The sequence below is a fragment of the Pseudonocardia sp. DxW genome (assembly GCF_058448985.1).
In genome coordinates this window covers 57,018-82,207 of sequence record NZ_JBZFLK010000016.1, presented here as the reverse complement: position 1 = coordinate 82,207, position 25,190 = coordinate 57,018, and the positions used below count along the sequence as shown (strand labels likewise).

Here is a 25,190-nt window from a genome sequence, read left to right as displayed (position 1 = left end):
TGGTACACGCCACGCCTTGGCACCACTTGAGCTCCCTTCCTCGACCGCAACCGCTCCGGAACCCGCCGGTCGACGCGGCTGTCCCACAGGCGGCACACAGTCGCCCGGAGCACACCCCCGCGATGGCGGTTCGAGAGGAGACCTGCCCGGGGAGGGGCAAAGTTCCCGACAGGAGGAACTTTTTCGAGGAACCGTGCGGGCGGGGCCCGGCATCCCCGGGGACTCACCGCCCCGGAGTGCGCCGCGGTTGGGACGATCGAGAGCAGCCGGTGGCGGGCGGTAGCGTCGTTCTCCTGCCTGCCGCTCTGGATGGACCGCCCCGCCAGCGGCCCTGAGCACAGACACGTCCCGCGACGATGAGAAGGGCACCCTGTGGACTGGCTGGATGAGAGCCGCTTCGCCGACATTCACACGTTTGTCTATTCCGGGATGCGCTTCGAGCCGGAAACCGGCGTTGCGGAATTCGACTTCGCGCACGAGGGCAGCGCCCAGCGACTGTCCTTCACCGAGACCATAGAGTTCCCGCTGCCTGCCGGCGGCCCGGATCCAGCGGTTCTCGAGCCCCTCACACGGGTGCTCGAACTGCTCTACATCGCCGTCGGAACGGTGTACTACAAGGCAGTGGCCCCGGAAACGGTGGCGGTGGACTCCGTGCCGCTGTCGCCGGCTGCTGCTCAGTGGGCCGAGCAGCTCTATCACCACGGATTGGCCGAGTTCGCCTACCGCTGGACGCTGGAGCACGTACTGGACGTGCCAGTGCGCACCCACGATAAGGTGCCAGCCCGCCAGCACCACGACCACGGCGAGGGCGGGCGCGTTCCCGTCGTCGCGATGGGGGGCGGCCGGGATTCCATCGTCGCGCTGGAGACACTCATCGCCAGTGGTGTGGAGCCGGCGACGTTCACTGTGACGAAGACCCCGACAGCGTCGATCGCTGAGATCATGGCCCAGGGGCCGGGCCCGACACTATCGATACTCCGCCGCCCGGACCCGCGGATGACCCGCATGTTGGCCGAGAACGTGTTGCGCATCGGGCACGTCCCGGTCACCGCGATCAACTCAATGGCGGGGGTTGCCCTGTCGGTGTTGCACGGGCTCGGGCCCGTGGTGATGGCCAACGAGCGCTCCGCCGATGAGGTCAACATGACCTGGCGGGGTCGGCAGATCAATCACCAGTGGTCGAAGACCCGGGCCGCCGAGAAGCTGTTTGCCGAGGCCGTGCGCGAGCACGCGGGTATCAGCACTGCGTGCTTCTCGCTGCTGGGCGGACTGTCCGAACTGGCGATCTCTCGGCTGTTCGCCTCGACAACCACCTACGATGCGCTACTGACCAGCTGCAACGTTGCGGCGCGCAGAGTCCGGGAGGATTGGCAAGGGCGGTGGTGCCAGGACTGCGCGAAGTGCAGGTTCGTGTTCCTGGGCTTGGCACCGTTCATGGACACGGCTCGACTGGTGGGGATCGTCGGTCACAATCTCCTCGACGACCCGGCTCAGCTTCTCGGTTACCGAGAGCTGGTCGGGCTGGCGGATCACAAGCCGTTCGAGTGCGTCGGTGAGGTCACTGAGGCGCGAGTCGCGGTCGCCATGTTGGCCGAGGATTCCCGGTGGCGGGACGCGGCTGTGGTCGCCGACCTGACGGCCCGGCTACCGCCGGTACCGGAGGCAGCAATAGCTCAGGTGTGGCAGGCCGATCAGGCGCACGGCGCGCCCCGAGCTTATCGCCACGCGTTGGAGCGGTGGTCGGCCTCGGCGAAGGCGACACAGGGCGGCTCGTAGGACCGGTCCGGGGACACGTACGCGTCCCATGCCTCGGGCGTCAACGTGCCGGGTGTGGCCGCGCACACCCGCCCGATCACGCGGTCGACGTCGAGGTGCCACAACCGTGCGGTTCTGTCGCGGCCCCCGCTGGCGAGGACGCCGTCAGTGCCGAAACTGGTGGCGTAGATGTTGTCGGTATGCCCGGTGATCGGCTCGCCGATCGAGCGCCCACCGTCCGGGTTGGTCATGTCCCACAGCGCCACGGTCATGTCGCTACTGCCCGTCGCCAAGGTGGTTCCGTCCGGGCTCCACGAGACACCCCCGACCGACTCGGTCTGTTTGAGCAGTGGCTGTTCTTCGCGTGGCCGCCTCGGATCGCTGAGATCCCAGATTCGGGTGGTGTGGTTGGCGCCGACACTGGCCAACCGCGTCCCGTCCGGGCTGAACGCCACCTGATAGATGTCGTCAGTGTGCCCACGGAGCGGACCACCGATCGGTCGCGGCCGCGCCGGGTCGGCGACGTCCCACAGCCGAACCTCATGATCGTTGCCCGCGGTGGCCAGGACCCGCCCATCCGGGCTGAAATCGACAGCGGACACCAACTCGTCCGGAGTGGAGGGCAGCGGTCCGGCCAGCGCGGTCGGGCGGGCCGGGTCCGCGAGGCTAAACAGCCGAGTCAGGCCTTCGTCGGTGCCCACAGCCAACGTCTGCCGGTCGGGGCTGATGGCCACGCCGGCGCCCACACCGGGCAGGGACACGTCGGCACCGATCTGACGAGGGTGGTGAGGGTCGCGGATGTTCCACATCCGGACGGTGTGACCGCTCACGGCGGCGAGCACGTCATCGGTAGTAATCGCCAACGAGTCTACGGACCCGCTGCCCGGCAGCGGCAGCGGTGCGGCCGCGCGCACCGGAGCTGCGGTGTCGGTGGTGTCCCACAAGTGCACAGAGTTGTCATCGCCGCCGCCACCGACGGCGAGGGTATCCCCGTCGTGGCTGAAGGCCACGGAGGTCACGTTCCCGGCCACCCCGGACAGGCGAGTAGCGGGCAACGACCACACCCGCACGGTGTCATCAGCCGTACCGGTGATCAAGGTGTGCCCGTCGGGGCCGAATGCCAGTACACCGATGCCGCGGGTGTGCCCGGCCAGCGGCCGCCCGACCGGGCTCGGCTGGGTTGGATCGCTGATGTTCCACAGCGTGACCGTGTTATCCGCGCTACCGACCGCGACCGTCTGCTCATCCGGGCTGATCGCTACTGAGAGGATCGACGGCGAGGCATCCAGGCCGCTACGTGTTTGTCCGATCAGGCGTGCACGGGCCGGGTCGGCGAGGTCCCACAGCCGCAGGACGCTATTGCCGCCCCCGGTGACCAGAATCCCTCGGTCCGGGGCGAAGGCGACCGCGTGGGCGATGCCTGTTCCGCTGGGCAGCGGCGACAGTTCGACCGGGCGGGTCGGGTCGGCGATGTTCCACAGCCGAGTGTTGCCATCGGCGCCGGCCACCGCCAGAGTCCGGTTATCCGGGCTGATCGCCACGTGGCTCCCGTAGACATCTGCGGTCGTACCGGGCAGTCGCACCCCCAAGTCGACCGGGCGGGTCGGGTCGGCGATGTTCCACAGCCGGGTGGTGCCATCGGTGACCGCGACGGCCAGCAGTCGTCCATCCGCGCTGGTGGTCAGGCCGCCGATACGTTGGCCGGCCTCGACCGGCAGTTGCGGAGAGAGTGGGACGGGGTGGCGCACATCGCGGATGTTCCAGAGGCGAACGGTGCTCTGGCCGGGCCCTTCTCCGCCCGCGCCCGTGATCATGAGGTGGCGGGCGGGATCGATGTCCAGGCTGGTCACAGGGCCCGGCGCGGTCAGCGTGGACGGCGGCGGCCCGTCGGGTCTGGTGGACCACAGCCGGATGGTGCCGTCCTCTGCCGCGCTGATGATCGTCGAGTCGATCTGACCCACGCCCCGCACGTTGTCGGTGTGGCCGTGCAGCGGCCGCGACAACGCCGTGTTTTGGGTGCTCAGCAGCGCGGTGTAGAGCTCGGGACTGGGCTGCATCCGATAGGCGGTGAGCCAGAGCTGGGCGGCCAGCGATGTGTCGGTGGGCGTGAGCTGCTTGGCCTGGGCGATGACCTCGGACAAGATGGCACGTTGTGAGGCCTGGCGTTCGGCCACAGCTGCGATGACCGCGACGGCCCCCGCAGTGACGATCAGCACCGCGGCCACGATCGCTGCGGCCCACTGGCGTCGGCGGCGGGTCGCGGCGAGGTGTTCCTGCCTGTCGCCGGCGGCGAGGAACTCGCGCGATACGTCGTCGAGGTGGGCGACGCTGCCGGCCGTGACTCGGTGCGCGTCGGCGAGCACCGTGCCCCGCAGAAGCTGATCGGGAGACCGTCCGGCCTCGTCCCATTGCCGAGCCCGTAGCGCGATGTTCTGGCGCAGCACATGGTCCGCGCGTTCGCTGTCGATCGTGTCGCGCAGCCGTTGCCAGGCCCGGATCAGGGCCTCGTGGGTGATCTGGACGGTGTCCTCGCCGATGGTGACCAGGCGCGCATCGGCCAGGATCTCCAGCGCCCGCCCGGTGCGGCCGTCCCCGGGGCCGGGCAACTCGTCCCGGTCCAGGTGGCGCCGAGTGTCATAGCCGGGATAGTCCCCGACCCGCACCAGTCGTACGAGCAACGACAATGCGGTGTCCTCGAGCCCGGCACGCTGGAGCTCGTCCCAGGCCGCTGCGGCGGTATGGGCGACGGCTCCGTCGATCCCCCCGACCCGCTCGTAGGCGCGGACAGTCATCGGCCCGGACTGATTCATCAGACGCAGCACGTGCGAAATCAGGGGCAGTTTGCCCTCGATCATCCCCCCGTCGCTCACCCCAGCATCGGCGAGCAGCCTCTCGACGAGACCGGGGCCGACAGTGATGCCCGCGCGCCGGGCCGGTTCCTTAACCGCGTCGGTCAACGCCTCGCCGGTGAGCGGATCCAAGTTGAACGGAGCGTCGAGCGCCAGCTTCAACGACGGTATCCGCCGCAGGTCCGGATAGAACTCGTTGCGACAGGCGATCACGACGACCGCCGCGCCCGCGCCCGCGTCCTGTGGCGTGGCCGCGTCGACGAGGGCGGTCACGAACCGATGCCGGACCGCCTGGTCAACCTGGAAGATCTCCTCGAACTGGTCGACCACCAGAATCATCCGGCGGCCGGGGGCCGTCGGCAGTCCGGCCTCCTCCGCATCCGCCGTCGCACCGCCGCCGGCGTCGAGGGCCTCTGCGAGAGTACGCAGCGGGTTTGGTCCGGGAGTGACAACTGCCGCAGGCCAGCCGGTGACCGTGGTGTCCGTGCCCAGTCCGTGCCGCTCGAGGGCGGGCAGCAACCCCGCCGCGAGCAGGCTGCTCTTCCCGATCCCGGATTGCCCCAGAACGATCAGGACGCCACCGGTCGGCGACTGGTGCAGACTGCCGAGCCGGGCACGCATCGCCTCGATGTCACGGTCGCGGCCGAAGAACCGCTCGGCATCGGCGCGGCCGAACGGCTCCAGGCCTTGATAGATGATCTGTGGTGCGTGGCCGTCAGCGGTGTTCCCGCGGCCGGACTCGCGCAGCGCGCGTTCATAAGCGTCGTGCCACCACGCCGGCCGCAGCAGTGTTTCCCGGACTTGGTGCGGCGGGTTCCTGCTGTGTTCCCGGACCCCGAGCACCGTCAGCTCCAGTGGGCGGAAGCTGGTGGGCAAGGTGGTACCGCTCAGCCAGCGGTTGATGGTGGGGCGCGACGGTGCCTCGTCATCGCCGACCTGTGCTGCCCACTCAGCCAGCGCTCGTGCCGATGCCGGCCGCGAGCCCGGCACCCGGCGCAGCTCGTCCAAGTACGCCACGAACCACTCCGGTGCAGCCACCTACACCCCCACAGAATTCTCACTGAGCAACGACTTCACCCCTACTGACCTGGGCAAACGCTCCACTTCCGACACGTTCTGCCCACGCTGGGTCGCCGCTGGCGTACAGCGTCGAAGTACCCCACGAGCCACTGCGGTGCGCCCACGCTGACAACCCCACGGGGATGCTCACTGATCAACGAATCGACCCGTCCTGACCTGGGCAAGCGCTCCACTTCCGACACGTCCGGCCCACGCTGTGTCTCCTTCGCGCCACGCTGAGTCACGTCTGAGGGGAGCATCGTATAAGCCGAGGTGTCAGCTGAATGTCCGACTGCGCGAATCTGACCGCGTCGACTCAGAACAGCGATCCCCCCGCTGGGTCGATCCCGCTCACTCGACACGCACTCGCACCGGCCGCCATCCGGGGCATCAGGGGCACGTCCACTATCGACAGCGCCGGCCCCAGCCGTGCCACTGGCGCGCGGGTCCGAGCGCTCGACTCGCCCGCAGACGCCGACCTGTTGCGCGCCCATCTGGACGGCGACCCACAGTCGTTCAACGAGCTGATCCGACGCCACCGCACCCTGCTGCGCATCGTCGCCCTACGGGTCCTCGAAAACCACGACGACGCCGACGACGCGGTGCAAGACGGCCTCCTGCGAGCCTTCCGTAGCGCCCACACCTACGCCGGCCGCAGTTCGGTCGGAGCTTGGCTCCGCACGATCATCGAGAACACCGCCCGCACCGCCGCCCGCCACCGGCAACGCGACCAACGCCGCGTCACCGACATCTCCGCCAGCCGCCTGGCCGGTACCGAACAGGTCGGTGCCGACCCCGCGGAGGCGGTCACAGACCGGGCCCTCATCGCTGCGGCGCTGGCCCAGATTCCCCGCCCGTGGCGCCGCACCTTCGAGCTGGTCAAGGTCAACGGGCTCTCCTACGCCGAAGCCGCTGAGGTCCTCGACGTCCCCATCGGGACCGTCCGCAGCCGCATCAACCGGGCCAACGCCGCCCGGGCACAGCTCCGGGCGCAGGCACGCCAAGATAGCGGGAACCTTTTAGACTCCTCCGCGAGTCTCCTCTACTGACCAGCGCATCGGAGCGGCTGTGACCACACCGCCCGAGGACCCCAACTCCCAGGCACCGTTTAGCTGGGAGGACCTGGCGGACCTGCGGGCCGGCATACTCACCGCCGGAGAAGAGGAACGGCTACGCATCCTGATGGACCACAACCCTGACCTCGCCCAGCGCATGCTGGCCGACCTCGCCGCAGTCGAGACCGAGTTCCCAGACCCGCCCAACGCGCACGACCCGCTCCACGTCCCGCCCCACGTGGCCGCCCGATGGCAATCGGCGATCGCGCGCGAGGCCGAACGCCGAGCCCACGGGTACCGCGCCGACCCACCCGACTCACCCGACGCGCCGGATAGTGTGGGGATCACCGACCCGGCTCCGGAGGACCACTGCCCCGAGAGCCCTGGGGACGACGAATGAGAGTGCCCGGACCCGGGCCAATTCCGCTCGGCCGGGTCCCGCGTGTCGCCTTCCAGGTTTCAGAAGTATCGGTGAGGATGGCTGGCATGTCCCGTAGATCAACCGGTGGCCGGGGAGGACGTCCATACAAGGGTCCTCGCGTTGTGCGCTTCTCGCGGCTCCCGCTCGCCGCTGAACGGCCGGTGAAAGACCTCGCTGCCCAGCGCGGGATCACCTGGTCGGAAATCGGTGCCGAACTCCTCACGATCGGACTGCAGCGCCGTGAGGCGCTGGTCGACCCGCTGCCACTGCAGCTGCGTCGCGCGGAGGTCGCCGAACTCACCGTGCGGATCCCGCCGGCGATCGATCAGCAGGTGCGGGAACTGGCTCTCGACCTCGACCGCGGGATTGGGATCGTGTCGGGGGCGTTGATCCAGGTCGGGCTCCGATACGCAACCGACCTGACCGGGCAACTCCCGGTGCAGTACCCCACACACTCGGAGGCGCGCCTGACGACGGCCTCATAAACGAGAACGAGGCGGCCCCCGCCACAGGGGCCGCCTCGGTTCGTTCTCTGCGTCGCTCGGTCCAGCACCCGAGGTGACGCCGTAGCCCCGGCGAACCGGGGCCCATCCCCAACCGCTCAAGAAGGGGCGCTTTCGCGTGTCCAGGATACATCCTGGGCCGGAAGCCAACCACCACAGACACGGGGTGAGTTCGTCGTGCCCAGATCCGGGGCGCTCGCCGGCGGCGGGCTCCGGGTTCTGCACGCTCTGCTACGAGCACGGCGCCGTCACCCTGGCCTCCGGCCCCTCCCAGCTTTGCCTGCTCCACCAGCTCCCCCTCGGTGAGCAGCCCCACGCGGACTCCTTCGGGATCCGCGCCAGCCGCGCGCCGCGGCGCACCCCCCGCGGCCGCGCCGGCCGCCACACCAGCGGACCCGGGCGGACGAGCCGAGCACTGCCACCGCCCGCGCGGGTACGCGCCCGCGGGATCGCCCGCGCCCGCGCCCGGCACGCGCGCGGGTTCACCCCGCACCCGGGCTGGCGGAACTTCATCGACCACGACTACCGCGTGCTGACCTCCCAGCCCGAAGCCCTCGAGCACCTCGCCCGCCTGGTCGACGACGAGGACTGGCGCGCCGACAAACGCGCCAGCTGGTCAGCGATCCTGCGCCGCCTGGTCTGCCACATGGACTGGGAGACCGGGCTGATCACCGGCCTGACCACCGGCCACCTCGCCGCGGCCGGAGCCCGGGCCGCGCGCACCGTGTCCCGGGTACTGGCCTGGGCCCGTGAGATCGGTCTGCTCGTCGTCGTCGAACCCGGCGCCAGCGCCGAGTTCCTCGGCACCGACACCGGACGCACCCCCACCTACGCCCTCGTCACCCACACCCCGCTTCCCCGCTTCCCCGACCCCCAGCACGAGGAGGGGCCCGGCACGGTGTCCGCAGGTCAGTGCACTGTGGAAGAAAGTGGCGACCTCCCCACTACTCCAGTGGGTACTAAGCCCTTGACGGGCGGCCGACGGGCTTACCTCACCTCCGAGCCCAGGTGGCACCCCTACGACGTCCCCGACACCCCCGGCGCCAGAAACGCAGCAACCCGCACCCTGCTCTCACATCTCGGCCTAGGAGGCCGAAAAGGCGGCAAGATCGAGATCTGGCGCGCCCGGGCCCTGCTCAAACCGTGGTGGGACCAAGGCGCCACCGTCGCCGGGCTGCTGCACGCCCTCGAATATCACCCCGACCGGCCCGACCACCGCCGCGGCGACATCGCCTCCAGGGCACGGGACCCCCTGCGGATCATCGGAGCACGGCTACGGCCCTGGCACGGGCGTCTCGGCGAGATCCGGGCCGTCCAAATCGGCCGCATGCGCGCCGGCCCCGGTGCGAAGCCCACAGCCAAGCCCACCGCTACGCTCGACCCTGCACTGCTCGACCGGCCCGCCGGCCGCGGTGCCCGCCGCGCCGCACAAGAGGCGCTCAGCGAGCACCTGCGCCACCTGCGCGAAGCCCGCGGCACCCAGCACGGCCACCGCCCGGCAGCGACCGTGCTGCCGCGTAGGCTGCGCCGACCCCGGATCAGACGATGACCTCGGCGACGCGGTCGAGCAGGCCCGCGGGCTCAGAGCCGAACCGCGGCCCACCGAGGACCGCGACGACGGCGGGGTGATACCGAGCGCGATCGGCTGGGCGCCGCCGGAGGTTTGTGCTGGTCAGCGCCGCACTTCTCGGGGGATGCCCGATCCCCGACAGCCCCAGGACCCCGCCGACTGTACCGATTTGTGTGTTCCTGTTCGCGCAACGACATCTGTAATCTAGGCTCACCACTTCGAACACGGCGAAAAGAGAGCCAGTGGTACAGATCCAGACCATCCGGTTCGTCGATGACCTCGAGGGCGGGCAAGCCGACGAAACCGTTTCGTTCACGCTCGACGGAACACACTTCGAGATCGACCTCTCGGCCGGAAACGCTGGACAGCTCCGCCAGACACTCGCCCCGTTCCTCGCTGCCGCCCGACGCGCCTCCCCCACTGCAGGTCGTAGCGGCACCGCCCGTGGCCCCCATCGTAGCAATAGAGCCGAGGCCCGGGCACACAATCGAGCACTGCGGGCATGGGCCCGCGAGAACGGCTACACCGTCTCCGAACGCGGCCGCATTCCGCACGAAGTTCTCTCCGCGTACGACACCGCCCGCGCAGGCTCGACCCGCTCCCCGCCGAGTACCGTCCAGTTCAGCGGCTAAACGGGCCGCGGGATACAACGTGGCCGAATCAGCTGACCCCGCTACGCCACGGGCACCAGAAACGACTTTACCGGCGAGAGGTAGACGTGTGGACATCGTGACCGACCTCTTCGACGACAGCCGCGACGCATCCCGCCGCCGCACAGTCGCCGCACAGCGCGCCACGCAGGACACCCCGCTCGACCCCGCCCAGGAACACCGCGTCGTAGCCCTGCTGGACGGCCACTACACCGCCGACGACATCACCGCGATCGGCCCAGCGCTCCAACTACCGTCCGACTACCTCCACAACGCCGAAACCACCGACACAGTCGACCGCCAGGTCACATTACTGCTACTCGAAACAGCAGCACGGCTCTGCGGAATCGGCGCCTTCCGGATATGTCGAGGAAATTTCGGGGCTACCGTTTCGAGCGGCGACCCCCACACTGCGATGATCCAACAGCAAATACAATCGTATCGATTTGTCCTGAACCCAGCAGTACTCGATAGCATCGAACAGCACAGCGATACCTCCGGCGCCGAACGGTTCGACCCGCGTTGCGTATCGGTCGCCTGGCTGCTGTCCACCACACCTCCAGAACACCCCGCCCCGCGACCGCTCAACAGCAACGTCGAGCAGAACTGGGCGGGCGAACCGGAAGCGCCATCCACTGCCCGCCGGACCGCGCCGAGCTGGTGGCGGCGCTGGTTTACCTAAAGACGGTGTGACCAGAGCAATGAGCCGGGCCGAGGGTCGGCGGCCACCAAGGATCCGGGGGACTCAGCTGCCGCCGCGACCTGTCGTGTCGGTGGACTGGCCGGCGGCGTAGAAGGTGGATACGGCATAGCTGGGGTGCCGGTCCAGGTTGTGCCGCGAGGAATCGTACCGGCGAGTGGTTCGCGGGTCGCGGTGTCCGGCTCCGTCTTGGACATCGCGCAGGGACACTCCGGTCAGCGAAGGTCCAGGCGGCGCAGGATCTCGGCGAGCACCTCGCCGTGCTGGGCCTGGGTTGCTCGGATCGCCGCCAGCTCACGCCCGTGCGCGTCCAGGGTCGCGGTGTGCCGATCCACGGTCTCCTTGATCTCCAGCACGGTGTCGGAGATCGCGGTGACATCTTCCTCAGCGCGCTCGACGCGGCGTGATAGGTCCGGACCAGTCATGGCGTGCAGACTACCGGCGACCGGCGCACGCATGGTCACCGCCGGCTCGGGCTGATCGGACGTCGCCCAGGCCTTACACCACCCGCGCCCGGAGGCGGTTCGGAAGGCGACCTACAGCCGTCGCGAGCAGGGACGCCGAGAGCTGTTCCAACGGCTCGCCGAGGAGGACGGTGGTTGACGACGTGTCCCCGCTCAGCCGCCACGTCTGGGTGGGATGTTGCTGGTCATGGCGGGTCTCGCTGTTCTTCCGCGGCCGCGTCCAAGCACGAGCAGCTCGACGCCGGCGCGGCACCCGAGCACCAGCGTGTCGGGCACTCCGGTCCGGGCGCGGCACTGAGCGGGCGACCGCCACGTCGTGCGCTGGCGGTTGCGCAACCACGTCGAGCACCGTGAACCCGAACAGGCCGTGGACCCGGCGGACTGGACCACCCTGGCGGCGCCGACCGACGGCGAGGTCGGCGGGTACCCCTGCAGGCCCGGCCGTTCAGCTTCACGGGAACGGCCGCGCCCGTGCCTCGGGGGGTGGGGCAGGGACGCGGCCGTGAGTCTGCCGCTGAGCAGGCCGGTCGCCACGGTACAGCTCCGTTCGGGCTACCGTCGATTGACCGTTCGGCTGACGCCGGCCGACCTCGTCCGCGAGGCAACCAGGCGGAGCACCTACCGGCTCCCTTGCGCGACCAGTGCGCTCCACAACGGAGACTGATGAGCCGCGACGAGGCGCTATCGCCGGCCGCGTAGCCCCGCCCCCACTATGCCTACCCGGCGGTGTGCAACTCGCCCTTGTCCGGGTCCGGGTCCTGGTCCTCGGGCAGGCATTCGAAGTCGTCGCGACATGAGCGGGCGGAAGGGCGCCCCTCTGGGGGGACCCGGGGGACGCTCGCTGGTGCCTCTGTCCTCTGCCACCGTCTCGGTTTCGGGCCCGTGACGGGCCCGAAACCGGGGCAACGACTATACGGTGCGCGGTCAGCGCAGGGCGTCGCCGCGTTGCGGCCAGAGCTTCGCCCCGGCCATGCCATGCCACCGGGCGCGGCCGCACCGGCCCCCAGCCGACCACAACGCGCGTGCGCTCGCCGCCAGCGCCCCGAGGACGAACGCGATCAGGGCAATAAGAAGGGCACCGAGGAAGCGGACGAACCTCACTGCCGAGGCTGGACACCACCGGCCGTGTCCCGCGAGGTCTGGAGAGTGGCACGGCCGGTGTACACTCGAGCGGGGAGCTCGCGCAGCTCGTCGGGCCAGTGCCAAGTGCCTTTCTCCGGCTGGTCGGGCTGCCAGCGCACGAGCACCTGACCATGGGCTGGGCCCAGACCGTGGGGCGTGTAGATCTCCCGCGCGTAATCGAGATCAGCAGGGGTCGGCTCAGCGACCAGCCCGACCAGGCCGGGTCACGCCCGGGCGGGAGCGAGCAGGGTGACTCGCCGAGGAACTGACTCCGTCACACCACGTAACGTAGCAGCCACACGACATGACGATCGGGGAGGTTGACGGCGGATCCAAAGCCGTTCTCGGCCTGGACCAGGCCGAGCTCTCGTGGGTTGAGACACCAGCCGTGGGGGCCGAGTCAGCGCACGACATCGCGGACCTCGGCGCCAGTGGCCGTGCAACCGCCTCCTTTTGCCGCATCCCGGCGCTGGTGGCGCGCTCGCGGGCCGCATCGCTGAGCACGGCGTGTCGATCGCCCCGAGCAACTACCGCGCGGTCCGGGCACGGCCGCCGTCGTCGCGGGCGCTCGGGGACGCCGCGTTGGCGGCGTTCATCGAGGCAACGTCCCGGGGCAGAGGTAGCACGACATGGCTGATGGCGAGGCGGGTGGAGGTCTCGGCGGCGTCGTGAGCGTCCCCGGGTGAGACGTCGGGTCGCACAGTGATCATCGCATCGGCGAGTTTCCCCGTGTGTCAATGGCACTGATGACCGCGCGGTGACGATGGTGAGCAGTAGGCAGTTCGTCGCGCCCATCGGCGGTGAGAACACGTTATGAGGCCCGGCACCAGGTCCGCGCGGCCCGTCCGAACTCCGCTGGCCGACGCCGCTTCGGAAGCTTACGCGATGACCCTGTCTGTCTTGACAATAGGTGGGTTCGTGTCCACGGTGGTGTTGGTGCAGGTAGGGACTCGGCGGTCGCGCCGCGCCGGGCGACGATAAGGATCGGAGCGTCCACGATGACCACCAGCACTTGACCCGCTCGGCGGCTGGATCCCGGATCTGCTGGCGTTTTATCTCCTCGCGGGCGTTCTGGGCCACTTAGGCAGACGCTGTTGGCCGGGCTGCTCGCCCGGGGCCCGCGCATCGAGTCGATCGGTGCGTGGCCTGCCGGTTGGCCTCGACTGACTGAACTCGCGCACACCTACCACGACGAACAGGAAAAGTCAGCCATGCGTATCCATCTCGACCTCGACGCCTGCACTGGACACGGTGTCTGCGAGGCCCTCGCCGAGGACATCTTCGAAGTCAACGACGACGGTTACGTCGACCTACTCGACGCCACTCCCGGCGAAGATCATCGCCCGGCCGTCCAGGAGGCCGTCGCCCAGTGCCCGACACGGGCTCTGCGCCTCACCGACTGAGAACGTGTCAGGAACCGGCGGCCCACCGAACGACCCGGATCGATCCCACACGCCGAGCCCGGGGGTGTCGCGCCGTTGTTACGTGAAAACAGGCCTGGAGATCCTGGCCGCCGACGGCCCCTCTGATCTCAAGATCACCACACTGTGCGCGGCTCTCGGCACGACAAGCGGGTCTTTCTATCACCACTTCGGCAACTTCCACGGCTACACCCAAGCCGTGGTCGGGCGCTGGGAGACCCAGCACGGAAATCAGGTGCGTGCCCTTGGCCTGTCGGACGGGACATCGCGCACCGGGCTGCTCCGCCACCGCTCCAGCGTGCTCGCACTCGACCACGCCGTTGATGCCGGCATGCGGTTATGGGCCGCGACCAACGCCACAGTGGCAGACGCCCAGCAACGGGTGGACGAACTATGGCACTCTGCACTATTCGCCCTGCTGTACGACCTGATCGCCGAGGCTGGCACCGCCCGACGACTCGCCGTGCTCGGTCGCTCGGTGATCACCGGCTACCAGCTGGTCGCCCCAATTCGCCACAGCGATGAACTCAACGCGATCCTGCTCGACTTCGAACAAATCGTCGGCACCCACTACCGCACCGACTCGACCCAAAACCGTATCGACAAGGAGAGCGCATGCCGACAACTCTGATCGTGGGCGCCTCGGTGGGCGGGATCCGCACTGCGCAGGCACTGCGGTCCTCCGGATACGACGGCGAGATCCTCATCGCCGACGCAGATTCCACACCGCCCTACGACAAACCGCCCCTGTCCAAGTCGCTCCTGGCCGGCGACCAGCGCATGGACGAGATCAGACTGCTGTCCGCCAGCGAAACCGCCGAGTCCGACTTCGAACTGCTGCTCGGCCACCGCGCCATGACCCTGCACGCGGCACAGCGCACCGTGACCATGACCCACGGCCGCACCGTCACCTATGACGACCTCGTCGTCGCCACCGGCGCCGCAGCCCGCCCCTCGGTCTGGGGCGCACCGGCAGGCGTGCACCTCCTGCGATCCGCCTCGGACGCCGTCGCCCTCCGTTACGCCCTGCAGGAAGACGGCCCCGTGGTCATCGTCGGAGCCGGCTTCATCGGTACCGAGGTCGCCGCCACAGCAGTGTCCATCGGCCACACCGACGTCACTCTCATCGACCCCGCTGATATGCCGCTGACCCGAATCCTGCCCGCAAACGTCGCACGGTCCGTGTTCGACCTGCACCGCGACAGGGGTGTCAAGACCCGCTTCGGAACCGGTGTAACGAGAATCATGCCCCACCCACCGGGAGTGCAGGTCCACCTCACCGACGGGTCGGTGCGCCGCGCACGCACCGTCGTCCTCGGTATCGGAGCCGTACCGAACGACGAGTGGCTGGCCCCCAGCGACGTAGCGGTCAATGACGGTGTTCTATGCGACGAGTTCGGCCACTCGGCTAGCGCACCACACGTCTGGGCCGTCGGCGACGTCGCCCGCTGGCGGCGACCCGACACCACGACAAGCGTCCGCGCCGAACACTGGACGAACGCCGTCGAACAAGCAGGAATCGTCGCTCACAATCTCACCCATCCTGACGATCTCCGTGCCCATGACCCGGTCGACTACGTCTGGACCAACCAGTACGACTGGAAAATTCAGGTCGTAGGCCAGGCTGGCGCCGCGAAACGCTGTCTGCGAGTAGCACGACAGGGCAACAACCGTTCCTTCGCCGAGATCGCCATCGACCAGAACGGCACCACCTGCGGCGGCGTAGCCATCAACTGGCCACGCGCCTTGACGACGTGCCGGCGTGTGCTCCGTGAACCGGTAGCCACGAGGCAGCCAGCACAGGAGCTGGCCGACACGCTGGCCTCGACCAGCCGCTGAGCCCGGTAAGTCGAACCGGCCAGCGGGGTGTGAGGAGGCGAGCTCCAGTGCTAGCACTCAACCGCACTTCGTGATGACGATCGCGCGCAGCTGGGCGGCGGTGACCGCGGTGGCGTCGTCGTCGCGGGCTCCGATCCGGACACGTCAATTAGCGCCGTCCACGAGCTGCGGCCCGGTTCGAGGGCGGCGACAAACGTGTACGGGATCAGCTGGGCGTTGCCCTTGCCGCGGCCGTAGACGTGACAGAACCGCCGGTCCGCGCTGGTCGGAGCATCCGAACGCAGCCACGGCGACACATCCACCGCCAGCACGCTCCGCCCGATCGGCGGTCCGCGGCAACGGCAGCGCGGTCAGTGCCCGGCGGCAGCCGCACCGGACTGATCACCCCGGCCCCCAGCGCGCCCTACAGCGCGCCATGTCCACGCCGGTGCTCGGCCACCAGGCTCAGCTCGACCAGCGAGCGGACGCTGAGCCGAGCCCCTCGGTCGGCACGTCGACGCCGGGTTCGGTGAGTACATCGCTCGTATCGCCCCTCACATCTCCGCGGCTACCGCCGTCGCCGGCGGCGGCACCGACTCATCCGCCACGGGCGAGACAGCCCCGTGACGCCGCCCTCTCGACCGGCGGTCCCCTTGAGCGGTCGATATCAGGGGTGCCCTCGCCGGTGGCTGGGGGCCGTCACAGGCTCCGGGAGATGATCTCCTTCATGATCTCGTTGGTGCCGCCGTAGATCTTCTGGACGCGCTGGTCGGTCCAAGCCCGGGCGATCTTGTATTCGCTCATGTAGCCGTAGCCGCCGTGCAGCTGCACACATTCGTCGATCACACGCATGGCGCGCTCGCTGGTCCACCACTTGAGCATCGCCACGGTGGGGATGTCGAGCTCTCCGGCCAGGTGCTTGACGATGCAGTCGTCGAGGAACACCCGGCACACGCGTGCCTCGGTGGCCGCCTCGGCCAGGGTGAAGCGGGTGTTCTGGAACGAGAACACCTCGCGGCCGAAGGCGGTCCGGTCCTTGGTGTAGCGCAGGGTCTCGCGCAGCGCCATCTCCATCGCGGCGACCGAGGTGATGCCGATCAGGAGCCGTTCCTGCGGTAGCTGCTGCATCAGCTGGATGAACCCCTGGCCCTCGGCCTCGCCGAGCAGATTGGCGGCGGGGACCCGGACGTCGTCGAAGGACAACTCCGCGGTGTCCTGGCCCTTGAGCCCAACCTTGTCCAGGATCCGGCCCCGGCCGAACCCCTCGCGCTCGGCTTCCACGACCAGCAGCGAGATGCCCTGAGACTCGGCAGTGGGGTCGGTCTTGGCGACCACGAGGACGACGTCGGCCTGGCCGCCGTTGGTGATGAACGTCTTGGCGCCGTTGAGCACGTAGTCCTCGCCGTCGCGCACGGCCTTGGTCTGCACGTTCTGCAGGTCCGATCCGGTGCCGGGTTCGCTCATCGCGATGGCGCCGACCCATTCGCCGGTGGCGAGCTTGGGCAGCCAGCTGTTCTTCTGCTCCTCGGTGCCGTAGGCCAGCACGTAGTGGGCGACGATCGCGTTGTGCAGGGCCACCCCCCAACAGCTGTCCCCGCTGGCGGCCTGTTCCTCGACCAGCACCGCCTCGTGCGCGAAGTTCCCGCCGCCACCGCCGTACTGCTCGGGGATCGACAGGCACAGCAGCCCGACCTCACCGGCCTTGGTCCACAGCTCGCGGTCGACCTGTTTCTGGTCCATCCATCGCTCCTGGTGCGGGGCGAGTTCTTTGTCGCAGAAGGTGCGGGCCATGTCGCGGAAGTCGTCGAGGTCGGTGTTCATCCAGGGGGGTCGGGTGGCGGTCATGGGGTCCTCCGAGCTGAATCGAGCGGTCGATGAGTCGGGTCGGTCAGGCCGCGACCGGGGGCCCCGGACGGAGCGGCAGGTGTGATTGCCCGCGGAAGGACAGGCCGGTCCGCCACGTCGACGGGCTCGCCGACTCGAGGCGCGGGAAGCGCGCCAGCAGGCGAGGGAACAGCTCCTCGGCTTCCATGCGCGCCAGCGGCGCGCCGAGGCAGAAGTGCAGCCCGCCGCCGAACGACAGCGACGTGGCCTGCGAGCGGGTGATGTCGAGGACGTGGGGGTCGGTGAAGACCGCCGGGTCGCGGTTGCCGGCGCCGAGCAGCAGCAGAACCACCTGGCCGTCGGCGACGTCGAGGTCGCCGACGGTGGTGTCGGCGAGCGCGGTCCGGCCGTCTGTCTGTACCGGGGCGTCGAAGCGCAGCAGTTCCTCCACCGCCGGGCCGGCCAGGTCGGGCCGGTCACGCAGCAGGTCGCGCTGGTCGGGTGCGCCGAGCAAGGCGGCGAGACCGTTGCCGACCAGGTTGGTGGTGGTCTCGAACCCGGCGGCGAACAGCAGGATCGCGGTGCCAACGCACTCGTCGTCGTCGAGCTGGTCGTCGCCGCGGGCGGTGGCCAGCCGGCTGAGCAGGTCGTCGCCGGGTCGTCGGCGCTTGTGGGCGAGCAGGTCGGCGAAGTACTCGGCGAGGTGGTCTTCGGCGTCCACCGCCGCCTGCACCGCAGCGAGGTCGGCGCTGGGTTCCAGCGGCGCCACCAGGTCGCGCACCCACGGCGCCGCGGCGGCGCGGTCGATGTCGGGGATGCCCAGCAGGTCCCCGATGACCGACACCGGCAGTGGCAGCGCGAGATCACTGATCACGTCGACGACGTCGCGTCCGGTGAAGCCGTCGAGCAGCTCGTCGATGCGGTGCACCACGGCCGGGCGCAGGGCCTCGACGTGGCGGGCAGTGAACACCGAGGACACCAGTCGCCGCAGCCGGGTGTGGTCGGGCGGGTTACGAAAGAGCATGGTGCGCCGGAACCGGCGCAGCGCCCGACGCTGCAGCTCCTCCGGGACCCCGGCGAGCTGGAACCCCAACGATTCGTCGACCTTGCCCAGCTCACGGTTGCGCAGCGCGGCCTCGCAGTCGCCGTACCCGCTGAGCACCACCAGCCCGGCCGAGGTCCGCAACCTCGCCGCCCGTTCCCGCAAGCGCCGATACCCCTCGTAGGGGCCAGGCTGCCCGTGGTCGGTGAGCAGCACCTCGAACAGGGCCTGCTCCGCGACCGGGTCTCCCACCACGAGCCCCCGGGGTGTCACGACGGCTCCGGCCGGCCGGCGAGCGGGCTCAGGCTCAGCGGGAGCCCGTCGGCGGGCACGGGCAGCGAGGTGTTGTCCCAGCGCGGCCGATAGCCCGGGTCGACGCTCCAGCGGTAGGTCCGCAGCATCTCGTGCAGGATCGCGGCCACCTCGAGGGTGCCGAATGCCATGCCGATGCACTTGTGGACTCCGCCGCCGAACGGGATCCAGGCGTCGCGGTGGTTGCGGTCCTCGCGACGGTGTTCGGCGAACCGGTCGGGGTCGAAGGTGTCGGGGGCGCTCCAGCACGTCGGGTCGAAGTGGTTGACCGCGCCGGCGACCATGACCAACGTGCTCTCCGGTATGTGGTAGCCCTCCAGCGCGGTCGGGGCCACGGTTTTGCGCATGACCACCGGGACCGGCGCGACCAGCCGCAGCGATTCCTTGATCACCAGATTCAGCGTGCCGAGGGACTCGAGCGCAGCCATGTCCAACGGGGCCTCCCCCAATGCGAGCGACTCCTCGCGGGCCCGTTGCTGCCACTGCGGGTTCGCCCCGAGGTAGTAGACGACCGCGGCGCTGGTGATGGTGGAGGTGTCGTGGGCGGCCATCATCAGGAAGATCATGTGGTTGACGACGTCGGCGTCGCTGAACTCCTCGCCGTCGGCGGTGCGGGCCTGGCACAGCGCCGAGAACAAGTCCTCCCCAGCGCCGGCCCGCTTGGCGGGCAGGTTCGCTTCGAAATAGCGCTCCAGGATCGCCCGCCCACGTAGACCGGCCCGCCAGCGGGTGCCGGGGACGTCCCAGCGCACGAGTGAGCTGGCGGCCCGCACGCAGTCGACGAAGGCCTTGTTGATCCGCTCGGTTTCCGGTCCGGTGTGTTCGTCCATGAACACTCGGGTGGCTATGTCCAGGGTCAGTCGCTTGAGCTCCGGATAGAGCCGTACGGGCCGGTCGGTCGGCCAGGCAGGCACGGTGTCCCGTACGCACGGCACCGTCTGCCCGATGTAGCCGGCGAGCCGTTCGGCGGTGAACGCCTGCTGCATGACCCGGCGGTGGGCGCGGTGCTCGGTGAAGTCGAGAAGCATCAACCCGCGATGGAAGAAGCGGTCGATCAGGAACTGCCAGCCCTGCTGGGAGTAGGCCTTGTCCGCGTTGGCCAGTACTGTGTGGGTGGCCTCGGGCCCGGCGACCTGCACGATCCGCTCGCCCAGGAACCCCGTCCAGGACACCGGCCCGAACCGTGCCCGGCGGGCCCGGGTGAACTCGGCACCGAAGCGGATGTAGTCGAGGGTGTGTCCGAGCAGCGGAAGTCCCCGGTTGCCGGGAACGGACCGCAGGCCCGAGCCTTCCGGCGCCGGGGCCAGGTCGGCGACGCGGCCCCGGCGGGCCCGGCCGAGCAGTTTCTCGTCCACCCGGGTCGGCAGCGGGGCCAGTAGCACCGACGAGAGGCGCTCTCGCGCGGCCCGGGTAGCGCGCTCCATCACGACGCTCACAGACGCCCTCCAAGGTCAGGTTGTACGCCAAGTGAGGACACTGAGCGCTGCTGGATCTGGTAGTCGGCGAGGTCGATGGATGCGGTGTGTTTGGCGAACTGGGTGGCGAAGCCGGGGTACATGGTGGTGTTGCGGCCGTCGGCGGTCAGATACCAGCTGTGACATCCGGAGTTCCAGGTGGTACGGGCCAGGCGGCGGGCCAGCCAGCGGTTGTGGTCCTGCTCGCGGTCGCGACGGACCTCGAGGGCGCGCAGGTCGCGGTCGACGAGCACCTTGACGGCCCCGGTGATGTGGGCGATCTGGGATTCCATGTAGACCAGCGCGGAGTTGTGCCCGGGTCCGGAGTTCGGCCCGAAGGTCAGGAACAGGTTGGGGAACCCGGCGGTGGTCACGCTGCGGTAGGCGTGGGCGCCCTCGGCCCAGGCGTCGTCGAGGCTGGCGCCGTCGACCCCGTGCACGGGGAACGGGGCGCTGGTCTTGCACACGTCGAACCCGGTGGCGAACACGATGGCGTCGAGTTCGTGCTCGATGCCATCGGCGGTGCGGATGCCGCGGGGCGAGAGGCTGGCGATCGGCCAGGTGATCAGCTTGCAGTTGTCGCGCTGCAGCGCAGGGTAGTAGTCGCTGGAGACCAAGATCCGTTTGCAGCCGGCGCGGTAGTCTGGGGTGAGCTGGCGGCGCAGCCACGAGTCGTGCACCTGGCGACGCCGGTAGGCGCCGGCGAGCCGCTCGAGCACGGTGGTGGCCAGCGAGGTCCACACCACTCCGAGCGCGAAGACCTCGTGGGCCCAGAACCAAGCCTGCCGGGCGAGTTTCTGCAGGCTCGGGGCGGCCCGGAACAGGGTCTTCGACGCCTCTGACCGCTGCCGGTCCAGGCGCGGGATCACCCAGCCCGCGGTGCGTTGGAAGACCTTGACCTGCGCGGCCTGCTCCACCAGCGACGGGATGATCTGCACGCCGCTGGCGCCGGTGCCGATCACGGCGATCCGCTTGCCTGTGGGGTCGAAGGTGTGGTCCCAGCGCGCGGAGTGGATCACGGTGCCGGTGTAGGTGTCGCGGCCGGGCATGTCGGGCAGGCTTGCGTTGGACAGCGGTCCGGCGGCCATCACCGCGGCGCGGGCGGTGACGGTGCGCCCGCCGCGGGTGTGCGCGGTCCAGGTCCCGTCCTCGGCGTCCCAGACCAGGCCGGTGACCTCGGTGTCGAACTGGATCAGCTTGCCGAGGTCGAAGCGCTCGACCAGCCCGTGGATGTAGTCCAGGATCTCGGCGCTGCCCGAGTAGGTACGCGACCAGTCCGGGTTCTGGGCGAAGGAGAACGAGTACAACAACGACGGCACATCGCACGCGGCGCCCGGGTAGGTGTTGTCGCGCCAGGTGCCGCCGACCTCGCGGCTGCGCTCGAGGATCACGATGTCGGTGATCCCGGCCTGACGCAGCCGGATCGCGGTGCCGAGCCCGGCGAACCCGGCGCCGACGACCAGCACCGCGGCCGGTGATCCCGAATCGGGGTCGCCGGCGGCGTCCCGGTCGTGTGCCTGGGTCATGAGGTCTCCCCGGGTTCGTGCTGATCCTCGGCCGGGTGGGTGGTCCGGGCGCTCACCGCGACACCGGCTCGTGGGTCAGTTCCCTGGTCCAGGTCGGGGTGCGCCCCAGCAGGCGGGTGGGAATGCGGTCGCTGGCGCGGACCATCAGGTCGGCCATGTGGTGATACGGGTGCGAGCGGTCCGGCACCACGGCGGCGTGGCGCTTGAACACCTGGTAGAGCGGCAGCCGACGGGTGCCGGCGCTGCGGTCGCCGTTGGAGGCGTAGCGCTGCATGGCCCGGTAGAGGTTCTTCTCGGGCAGCCCCATGCCCACGATGTTGTCGCGGACCCGGTTGAGCAGCGGGATGTACATCAGGACTCCGAGCAGAACCTTCGGGCTGAGCACCGAACCCGCCGAGTTGATCACAACCCGGCGCAGCGGCGCGTTGCCCAGCATGTCCAGAACCTGGAAGTCGACCGCGAGGTGGCGCGACTCGTCCGCGTTGATCTTCGCGAAGACCTCGTGGCAGACCGGGTCGGCGACCTCGTCGAGCAGGAACTTCACCAGGGCCCCGTCGAGGGCGACCTCGAGCATCGGGATGATCGTGCCCAGCACCGACAGCGACAGGTCGTCGCTGTAGCGGTCGAGCCACTCGATCGCCAGTCGAACGTTGATGTTGGGTTCGGGCACCTGGCCGTCCTCGAGCATGTCCCAGCGGCGCATCAGGGCGAGCTCGGCATTGGCGTGGCGCTGCTCCTCGGCATGGAAGTACCGGTAGACCTCCTTCAGGGTCGGGTCCTCGGCCTTGGTTGCCATCGCGGCGAACCCGCGAGCGCCGATGTTCTCCACCCACACCAGGTCGGCCATGAACGCCTTGAGCTGATCGCGTTGGGCGTCGGTGATGGTCTCGGCACCGGGGGCGTCCCAGTCGATGTCGACCAGCGCCCACTGCCGAGCCTTGATTTTGGCGAGCATGGCAGTGAAGTCGTGGCTCATGGTCATCCTCCGTGACGGGTCAGGGCGGTCGCGAGCCGGACACACAGGCCCGTCACGCGCGTGTAGGGGCCGGGCAGGGCGCGTTTCGCCCGCCACAGCAGGCGGGCCTCCCACTGCGGCAGGACGTGCAGCCGGCCCCGGTCGTAGGCGTCGAGAGCGGTGCGGGCGACATCGGCGGGAGCGCGGCCGGTGGCGCTCATCAGCCGCGCGGCCAGGCCGCTCGCCTCGCTGCTGATACGCCCGCCCTCGACGATGCCGGTGCGGATGAACGTCGGGCACAGCACGCTGACCGTGACCCCCGAGCCCGCGGTCTCGGCGGCCAAAGTCTCGGAGAGGGCGAGGACCGCGGCCTTGCTGGTGGAGTAGGCCCCCATCCGAGGGGCGGCGGCGAAACTCGCCGCCGAGGCCACATTCAGCACCCCACCCCCGCCGGCGGCGCGCAGCATCGGGGTGAAGACGTGGCAGCCGTGCACCACGCCCCAGAAGTTCACCGCATGGGCGGCGTACCAGTCGTCGAGGTCGTCATCGCCGATCGGGTCACCGCCGGTACCGATGCCCGCGTTGTTGACCACCAACGTGGGTGGGCCATCCAGCCAGGTCCACGCGGCGTCGCCGAGCAGTCGGACCTCGGTGAGGTCGGTGACGTCGCAGCGCACCGCGATCGCCTCACCGCGGCCCGGGCTCCGGCTGTCGATCAGCCGCACGGTCTCCTTGGCCGCGGCCTCGTCGACATCAGCGCAGATCACCCGCCCGCCGCGGCCGGCCAGTTCCAGGCAGAAGGCCCGCCCGAGCCCGCCGCCGGCGCCGGTGACCACCGCCCGGGCCGGGACCCTCGATCGCCCGGTGCGGGGGGTTTCGGCCGGGGTGCAGCCGGGGGGAAGCAGGGTCATGAGCACTCCTCGAGCCGAGGGCGGCCCTCGAGTAGCTGGCGGTGGATGAACGCGGCGGCCTCGTGCAGGGCGCGGGTGGCTTCGGGGACCACGCCGGTCAAAGCCTGGAACACGTGCACCTGTCCCGGCCACACCCGAAGCTGGGCCTCGCCGCCCGCGGCGCGGACCAGGCTGGTCAGGTGCGTGGCGTCATCGGCCAGGACCTCGGCGCCGCCGGCGTGGATCAGCATCGGCGCCAGCCCCGCCACCGTGTCGGGGGTGAATCGCAAACGCGGCGAGGCGGGGTCGGCAGCGCGGAGGTGGAGCGACACCAGCCTCTGCGCCCGCGCCACCGACACCATCGGGTCCCGCCCGGCACGGCGTTCCCGGGCGCGGGCGCGGGCGAACGACAGGTCGATCAGCGGGGAAAACAGCACCAGCCCTGCCGGGCCCGGTCGGCCGGTGCGGCGCAGCTCGGCGGCCAGGTCCACCACCAGGTGGCCCCCGGCCGAGTCGCCGGCCAGCACCACCCGCGCCGGGTCGACGCCCTGCTCAAGTAGCCAGCCGAACGCGGCCTCGACGTCGTCGGCCGCGGCGGGGAACCGATGCGACGGGGCAAGGCGGTAGTCGCACGCGAACACCGGCAGTCCCGTCAACCGCGCCAACCGCGAGGTGATGCCCCGATGGGTGCGCGCGGAGGCCACCGCGAAACCACTGCCGTGCACGTAGAACACCGCCGGCCCCACGCCGACAGATCGCGGCGCCTCGCCCGGCGCGGCTGCCTCCCGTACGCGCACCCACTCGCCGCGCACCCGGGCCCCGCCCGCAGCCGGCTCGTCGATCCGGGTGACCACCGCCTGCGGGTCCGGGCGACTCACCACCGCCAAGAACCCCGCCACCACACGGCGAGCGGTGCGGATCCCGGCCGGGCTGTCGGGCAACACCTCGACCAGCGGGCGGACCCCCACCGACAGCGCGCGAGCGACCCACCGTGCCCGCCAGGAGCCCACACGGTCTGAGGGCACCCGCCGTCTCTGATGGCGCATGGTGTCAGATTAGACCGGTGCGGCGTCCATCCGTCAAGATGGGAAGCGTGCAGACACGGACGCGGACCGGGACCTACGGCGGGCGCAGCGCCGAAGCACGCCAGGCCGAGCGCCACGAACGTCTCGTGGCCGCCGCCGGCGACATCTGGGGCGAGCAAGGGTGGGCCGCGGTCACCATGCGCGGGGTCTGCGCCCGCGCCGGTCTGACCGACCGCTACTTCTACGAGAGCTTCACCGACCGCGACGCGTTACTGCTCGCGGTTTGGGACCAGGGCCGCGATCACCTGGTGGCCCTCGTGCTCGACGCGTTCGCCACCGAGATCGAGCAGGACATCATCGCCCAACTCCGCGCCGCGATCGCCGCGATCGTCGCCCACCTGCAGCGCAATCCCGGCCACGCCCGCATCATCCTCGGCGACAACGCCGGAAGCGCGGCGCTTGAGCAGCGGCGCCGCGACACCCTGCAGACCTTTACCGACCTGCTCGTCGACTACGCAGGACCCCTCCTCGCCCCCAGCACCGACGAGAATGCGCTGCGCATGAGCACCCTGATCGGCGTCGGCGGCTTCGCCGAACTGGTCACCGCCTGGAACACCGGCACCATCACCGCCGACGCCGAGCAGATCATCGACCACGTCACCGACGTGGCCGGTTCCCTGGTCGGCCGCTACCTGACCCCCACGACCTGAACACCCACTGGTCACTTCCCGCCCACGCCTCTCAGGTCCCCCACCCGGCTATCCCGCCGCACCGC

At 69.8% G+C, this 25,190-nt stretch carries 21 protein-coding genes; 11 read left to right on the top strand and 10 right to left on the bottom strand.

What is annotated here, in order from left to right:
* Nucleotides 1–372 precede the first annotated feature (372 nt).
* Nucleotides 373–1,776, top strand: a complete 1,404-nt coding sequence (locus ACVJO7_RS23610; RefSeq protein WP_491674672.1) for a MurL-like N-terminal domain-containing — start codon at nt 373–375, stop codon at nt 1,774–1,776.
* Here ACVJO7_RS23610 and ACVJO7_RS23605 read toward each other — a convergent pair.
* Entirely contained in the window at nt 1,716–5,621 is a 3,906-nt protein-coding gene (locus ACVJO7_RS23605; protein WP_491674671.1) for an nSTAND1 domain-containing NTPase, read from the bottom strand. The two genes, ACVJO7_RS23610 and ACVJO7_RS23605, sit on opposite strands and share 61 nt — an antisense overlap.
* A 326-nt stretch (nt 5,622–5,947) precedes the next feature.
* Between ACVJO7_RS23605 and ACVJO7_RS23600 the strand changes: the two genes are divergently transcribed.
* The 6 genes from ACVJO7_RS23600 (at nt 5,948) to ACVJO7_RS23575 (ending at nt 10,544) form a co-directional block, all read left to right on the top strand.
* Nucleotides 5,948–6,712, top strand: coding sequence for an RNA polymerase sigma factor (locus ACVJO7_RS23600; RefSeq protein ID WP_491674670.1), 765 nt, complete (start codon nt 5,948–5,950; stop codon nt 6,710–6,712).
* Nucleotides 6,713–6,731: 19 nt separating this feature from the next.
* Entirely contained in the window at nt 6,732–7,118 is a 387-nt protein-coding gene (locus tag ACVJO7_RS23595; RefSeq protein WP_491674669.1) for an RsmA family anti-sigma factor, read from the top strand.
* A gap of 143 nt (nt 7,119–7,261) precedes the next feature.
* Complete coding sequence (locus tag ACVJO7_RS23590; protein WP_491674668.1) at nt 7,262–7,624, top strand: hypothetical protein; 363 nt, start codon at nt 7,262–7,264, stop codon at nt 7,622–7,624.
* A gap of 547 nt (nt 7,625–8,171) precedes the next feature.
* Nucleotides 8,172–9,191 carry a hypothetical protein gene (locus ACVJO7_RS23585; protein ID WP_491674667.1) on the top strand — a complete coding sequence of 340 codons (1,020 nt, stop codon included), beginning with the start codon at nt 8,172–8,174 and terminating at the stop codon, nt 9,189–9,191.
* Between the two features lie 263 nt (nt 9,192–9,454).
* Nucleotides 9,455–9,844, top strand: a complete 390-nt coding sequence (locus ACVJO7_RS23580) for a histone-like nucleoid-structuring protein Lsr2 (protein WP_491674666.1) — start codon at nt 9,455–9,457, stop codon at nt 9,842–9,844.
* An 88-nt stretch (nt 9,845–9,932) separates the two neighbouring features.
* The gene (locus ACVJO7_RS23575) at nt 9,933–10,544 is read left to right on the top strand and encodes a hypothetical protein (protein WP_491674665.1); all 612 of its coding nucleotides are present in this window, start codon (nt 9,933–9,935) and stop codon (nt 10,542–10,544) included.
* Nucleotides 10,545–10,777: 233 nt separating this feature from the next.
* Here ACVJO7_RS23575 and ACVJO7_RS23570 read toward each other — a convergent pair whose 3' ends face one another.
* Nucleotides 10,778–10,987, bottom strand: a complete 210-nt coding sequence (locus ACVJO7_RS23570; protein ID WP_491674664.1) for a hypothetical protein — start codon at nt 10,985–10,987, stop codon at nt 10,778–10,780.
* A gap of 2,255 nt (nt 10,988–13,242) precedes the next feature.
* Between ACVJO7_RS23570 and ACVJO7_RS23565 the strand changes: the two genes are divergently transcribed.
* From ACVJO7_RS23565 to ACVJO7_RS23555, 3 genes are all read left to right on the top strand, one after another.
* Complete coding sequence (locus tag ACVJO7_RS23565; RefSeq protein ID WP_491674663.1) at nt 13,243–13,551, top strand: ferredoxin; 309 nt, start codon at nt 13,243–13,245, stop codon at nt 13,549–13,551.
* Between the two features lie 82 nt (nt 13,552–13,633).
* Nucleotides 13,634–14,200 (top strand): TetR/AcrR family transcriptional regulator, encoded by a 567-nt coding sequence (locus tag ACVJO7_RS23560; protein WP_491674662.1) that lies wholly within the window; start codon nt 13,634–13,636, stop codon nt 14,198–14,200.
* Nucleotides 14,185–15,408, top strand: coding sequence for an NAD(P)/FAD-dependent oxidoreductase (locus tag ACVJO7_RS23555; protein ID WP_491674661.1), 1,224 nt, complete (start codon nt 14,185–14,187; stop codon nt 15,406–15,408). The genes ACVJO7_RS23560 and ACVJO7_RS23555 overlap by 16 nt, the downstream gene beginning before the upstream one ends.
* Nucleotides 15,409–15,458: 50 nt before the next feature.
* Here the strand turns inward: ACVJO7_RS23555 and ACVJO7_RS23550 are convergent, their stop codons facing one another.
* From ACVJO7_RS23550 to ACVJO7_RS23515, 8 genes are all read right to left on the bottom strand, one after another.
* Nucleotides 15,459–15,704, bottom strand: a complete 246-nt coding sequence (locus ACVJO7_RS23550) for a hypothetical protein (protein ID WP_491674762.1) — start codon at nt 15,702–15,704, stop codon at nt 15,459–15,461.
* 382 nt (nt 15,705–16,086) lie between these two features.
* Nucleotides 16,087–17,232: an acyl-CoA dehydrogenase family protein gene (locus ACVJO7_RS23545; RefSeq protein WP_491674660.1), complete on the bottom strand. Its 1,146-nt coding sequence runs from the start codon at nt 17,230–17,232 to the stop codon at nt 16,087–16,089.
* Nucleotides 17,233–17,275: 43 nt separating this feature from the next.
* The gene (locus ACVJO7_RS23540; protein ID WP_491674659.1) at nt 17,276–18,526 is read right to left on the bottom strand and encodes a cytochrome P450; all 1,251 of its coding nucleotides are present in this window, start codon (nt 18,524–18,526) and stop codon (nt 17,276–17,278) included.
* Nucleotides 18,523–20,001, bottom strand: coding sequence for a cytochrome P450 (locus tag ACVJO7_RS23535; RefSeq protein WP_491674658.1), 1,479 nt, complete (start codon nt 19,999–20,001; stop codon nt 18,523–18,525). Before ACVJO7_RS23535 ends, ACVJO7_RS23540 begins: the two co-directional genes overlap by 4 nt.
* Nucleotides 19,998–21,545: a flavin-containing monooxygenase gene (locus ACVJO7_RS23530; RefSeq protein ID WP_491674657.1), complete on the bottom strand. Its 1,548-nt coding sequence runs from the start codon at nt 21,543–21,545 to the stop codon at nt 19,998–20,000. Before ACVJO7_RS23530 ends, ACVJO7_RS23535 begins: the two co-directional genes overlap by 4 nt.
* Before the next feature lie 52 nt (nt 21,546–21,597).
* The gene (locus ACVJO7_RS23525; RefSeq protein WP_491674656.1) at nt 21,598–22,521 is read right to left on the bottom strand and encodes a ferritin-like domain-containing protein; all 924 of its coding nucleotides are present in this window, start codon (nt 22,519–22,521) and stop codon (nt 21,598–21,600) included.
* 2 nt (nt 22,522–22,523) lie between these two features.
* Nucleotides 22,524–23,336: an SDR family NAD(P)-dependent oxidoreductase gene (locus ACVJO7_RS23520; protein ID WP_491674655.1), complete on the bottom strand. Its 813-nt coding sequence runs from the start codon at nt 23,334–23,336 to the stop codon at nt 22,524–22,526.
* Nucleotides 23,337–23,407: 71 nt separating this feature from the next.
* Nucleotides 23,408–24,244 (bottom strand): alpha/beta hydrolase, encoded by an 837-nt coding sequence (locus ACVJO7_RS23515; protein ID WP_491674654.1) that lies wholly within the window; start codon nt 24,242–24,244, stop codon nt 23,408–23,410.
* A gap of 230 nt (nt 24,245–24,474) precedes the next feature.
* Between ACVJO7_RS23515 and ACVJO7_RS23510 the strand changes: the two genes are divergently transcribed.
* On the top strand, nt 24,475–25,125 hold the full coding sequence (locus ACVJO7_RS23510) for a TetR/AcrR family transcriptional regulator (protein ID WP_491674653.1): 651 nt from the start codon (nt 24,475–24,477) through the stop codon (nt 25,123–25,125).
* Nucleotides 25,126–25,190: the final 65 nt, after the last annotated feature.

What these genes read in the sequence shown, in the direction of transcription:
- ACVJO7_RS23600 (WP_491674670.1), top strand. Translation starts at nt 5,948, where the DNA reads ATGTCCGACTGCGCGAATCTGACCGCGTCGACTCAGAACAGCGATCCC.
- ACVJO7_RS23570 (WP_491674664.1), bottom strand. Translation starts at nt 10,987, where the DNA reads ATGACTGGTCCGGACCTATCACGCCGCGTCGAGCGCGCTGAGGAAGAT.
- ACVJO7_RS23555 (WP_491674661.1), top strand. Translation starts at nt 14,185, where the DNA reads ATGCCGACAACTCTGATCGTGGGCGCCTCGGTGGGCGGGATCCGCACT.
- ACVJO7_RS23545 (WP_491674660.1), bottom strand. Translation starts at nt 17,232, where the DNA reads ATGACCGCCACCCGACCCCCCTGGATGAACACCGACCTCGACGACTTC.
- ACVJO7_RS23530 (WP_491674657.1), bottom strand. Translation starts at nt 21,545, where the DNA reads ATGACCCAGGCACACGACCGGGACGCCGCCGGCGACCCCGATTCGGGA.
- ACVJO7_RS23525 (WP_491674656.1), bottom strand. Translation starts at nt 22,521, where the DNA reads ATGAGCCACGACTTCACTGCCATGCTCGCCAAAATCAAGGCTCGGCAG.
- ACVJO7_RS23510 (WP_491674653.1), top strand. Translation starts at nt 24,475, where the DNA reads ATGGGAAGCGTGCAGACACGGACGCGGACCGGGACCTACGGCGGGCGC.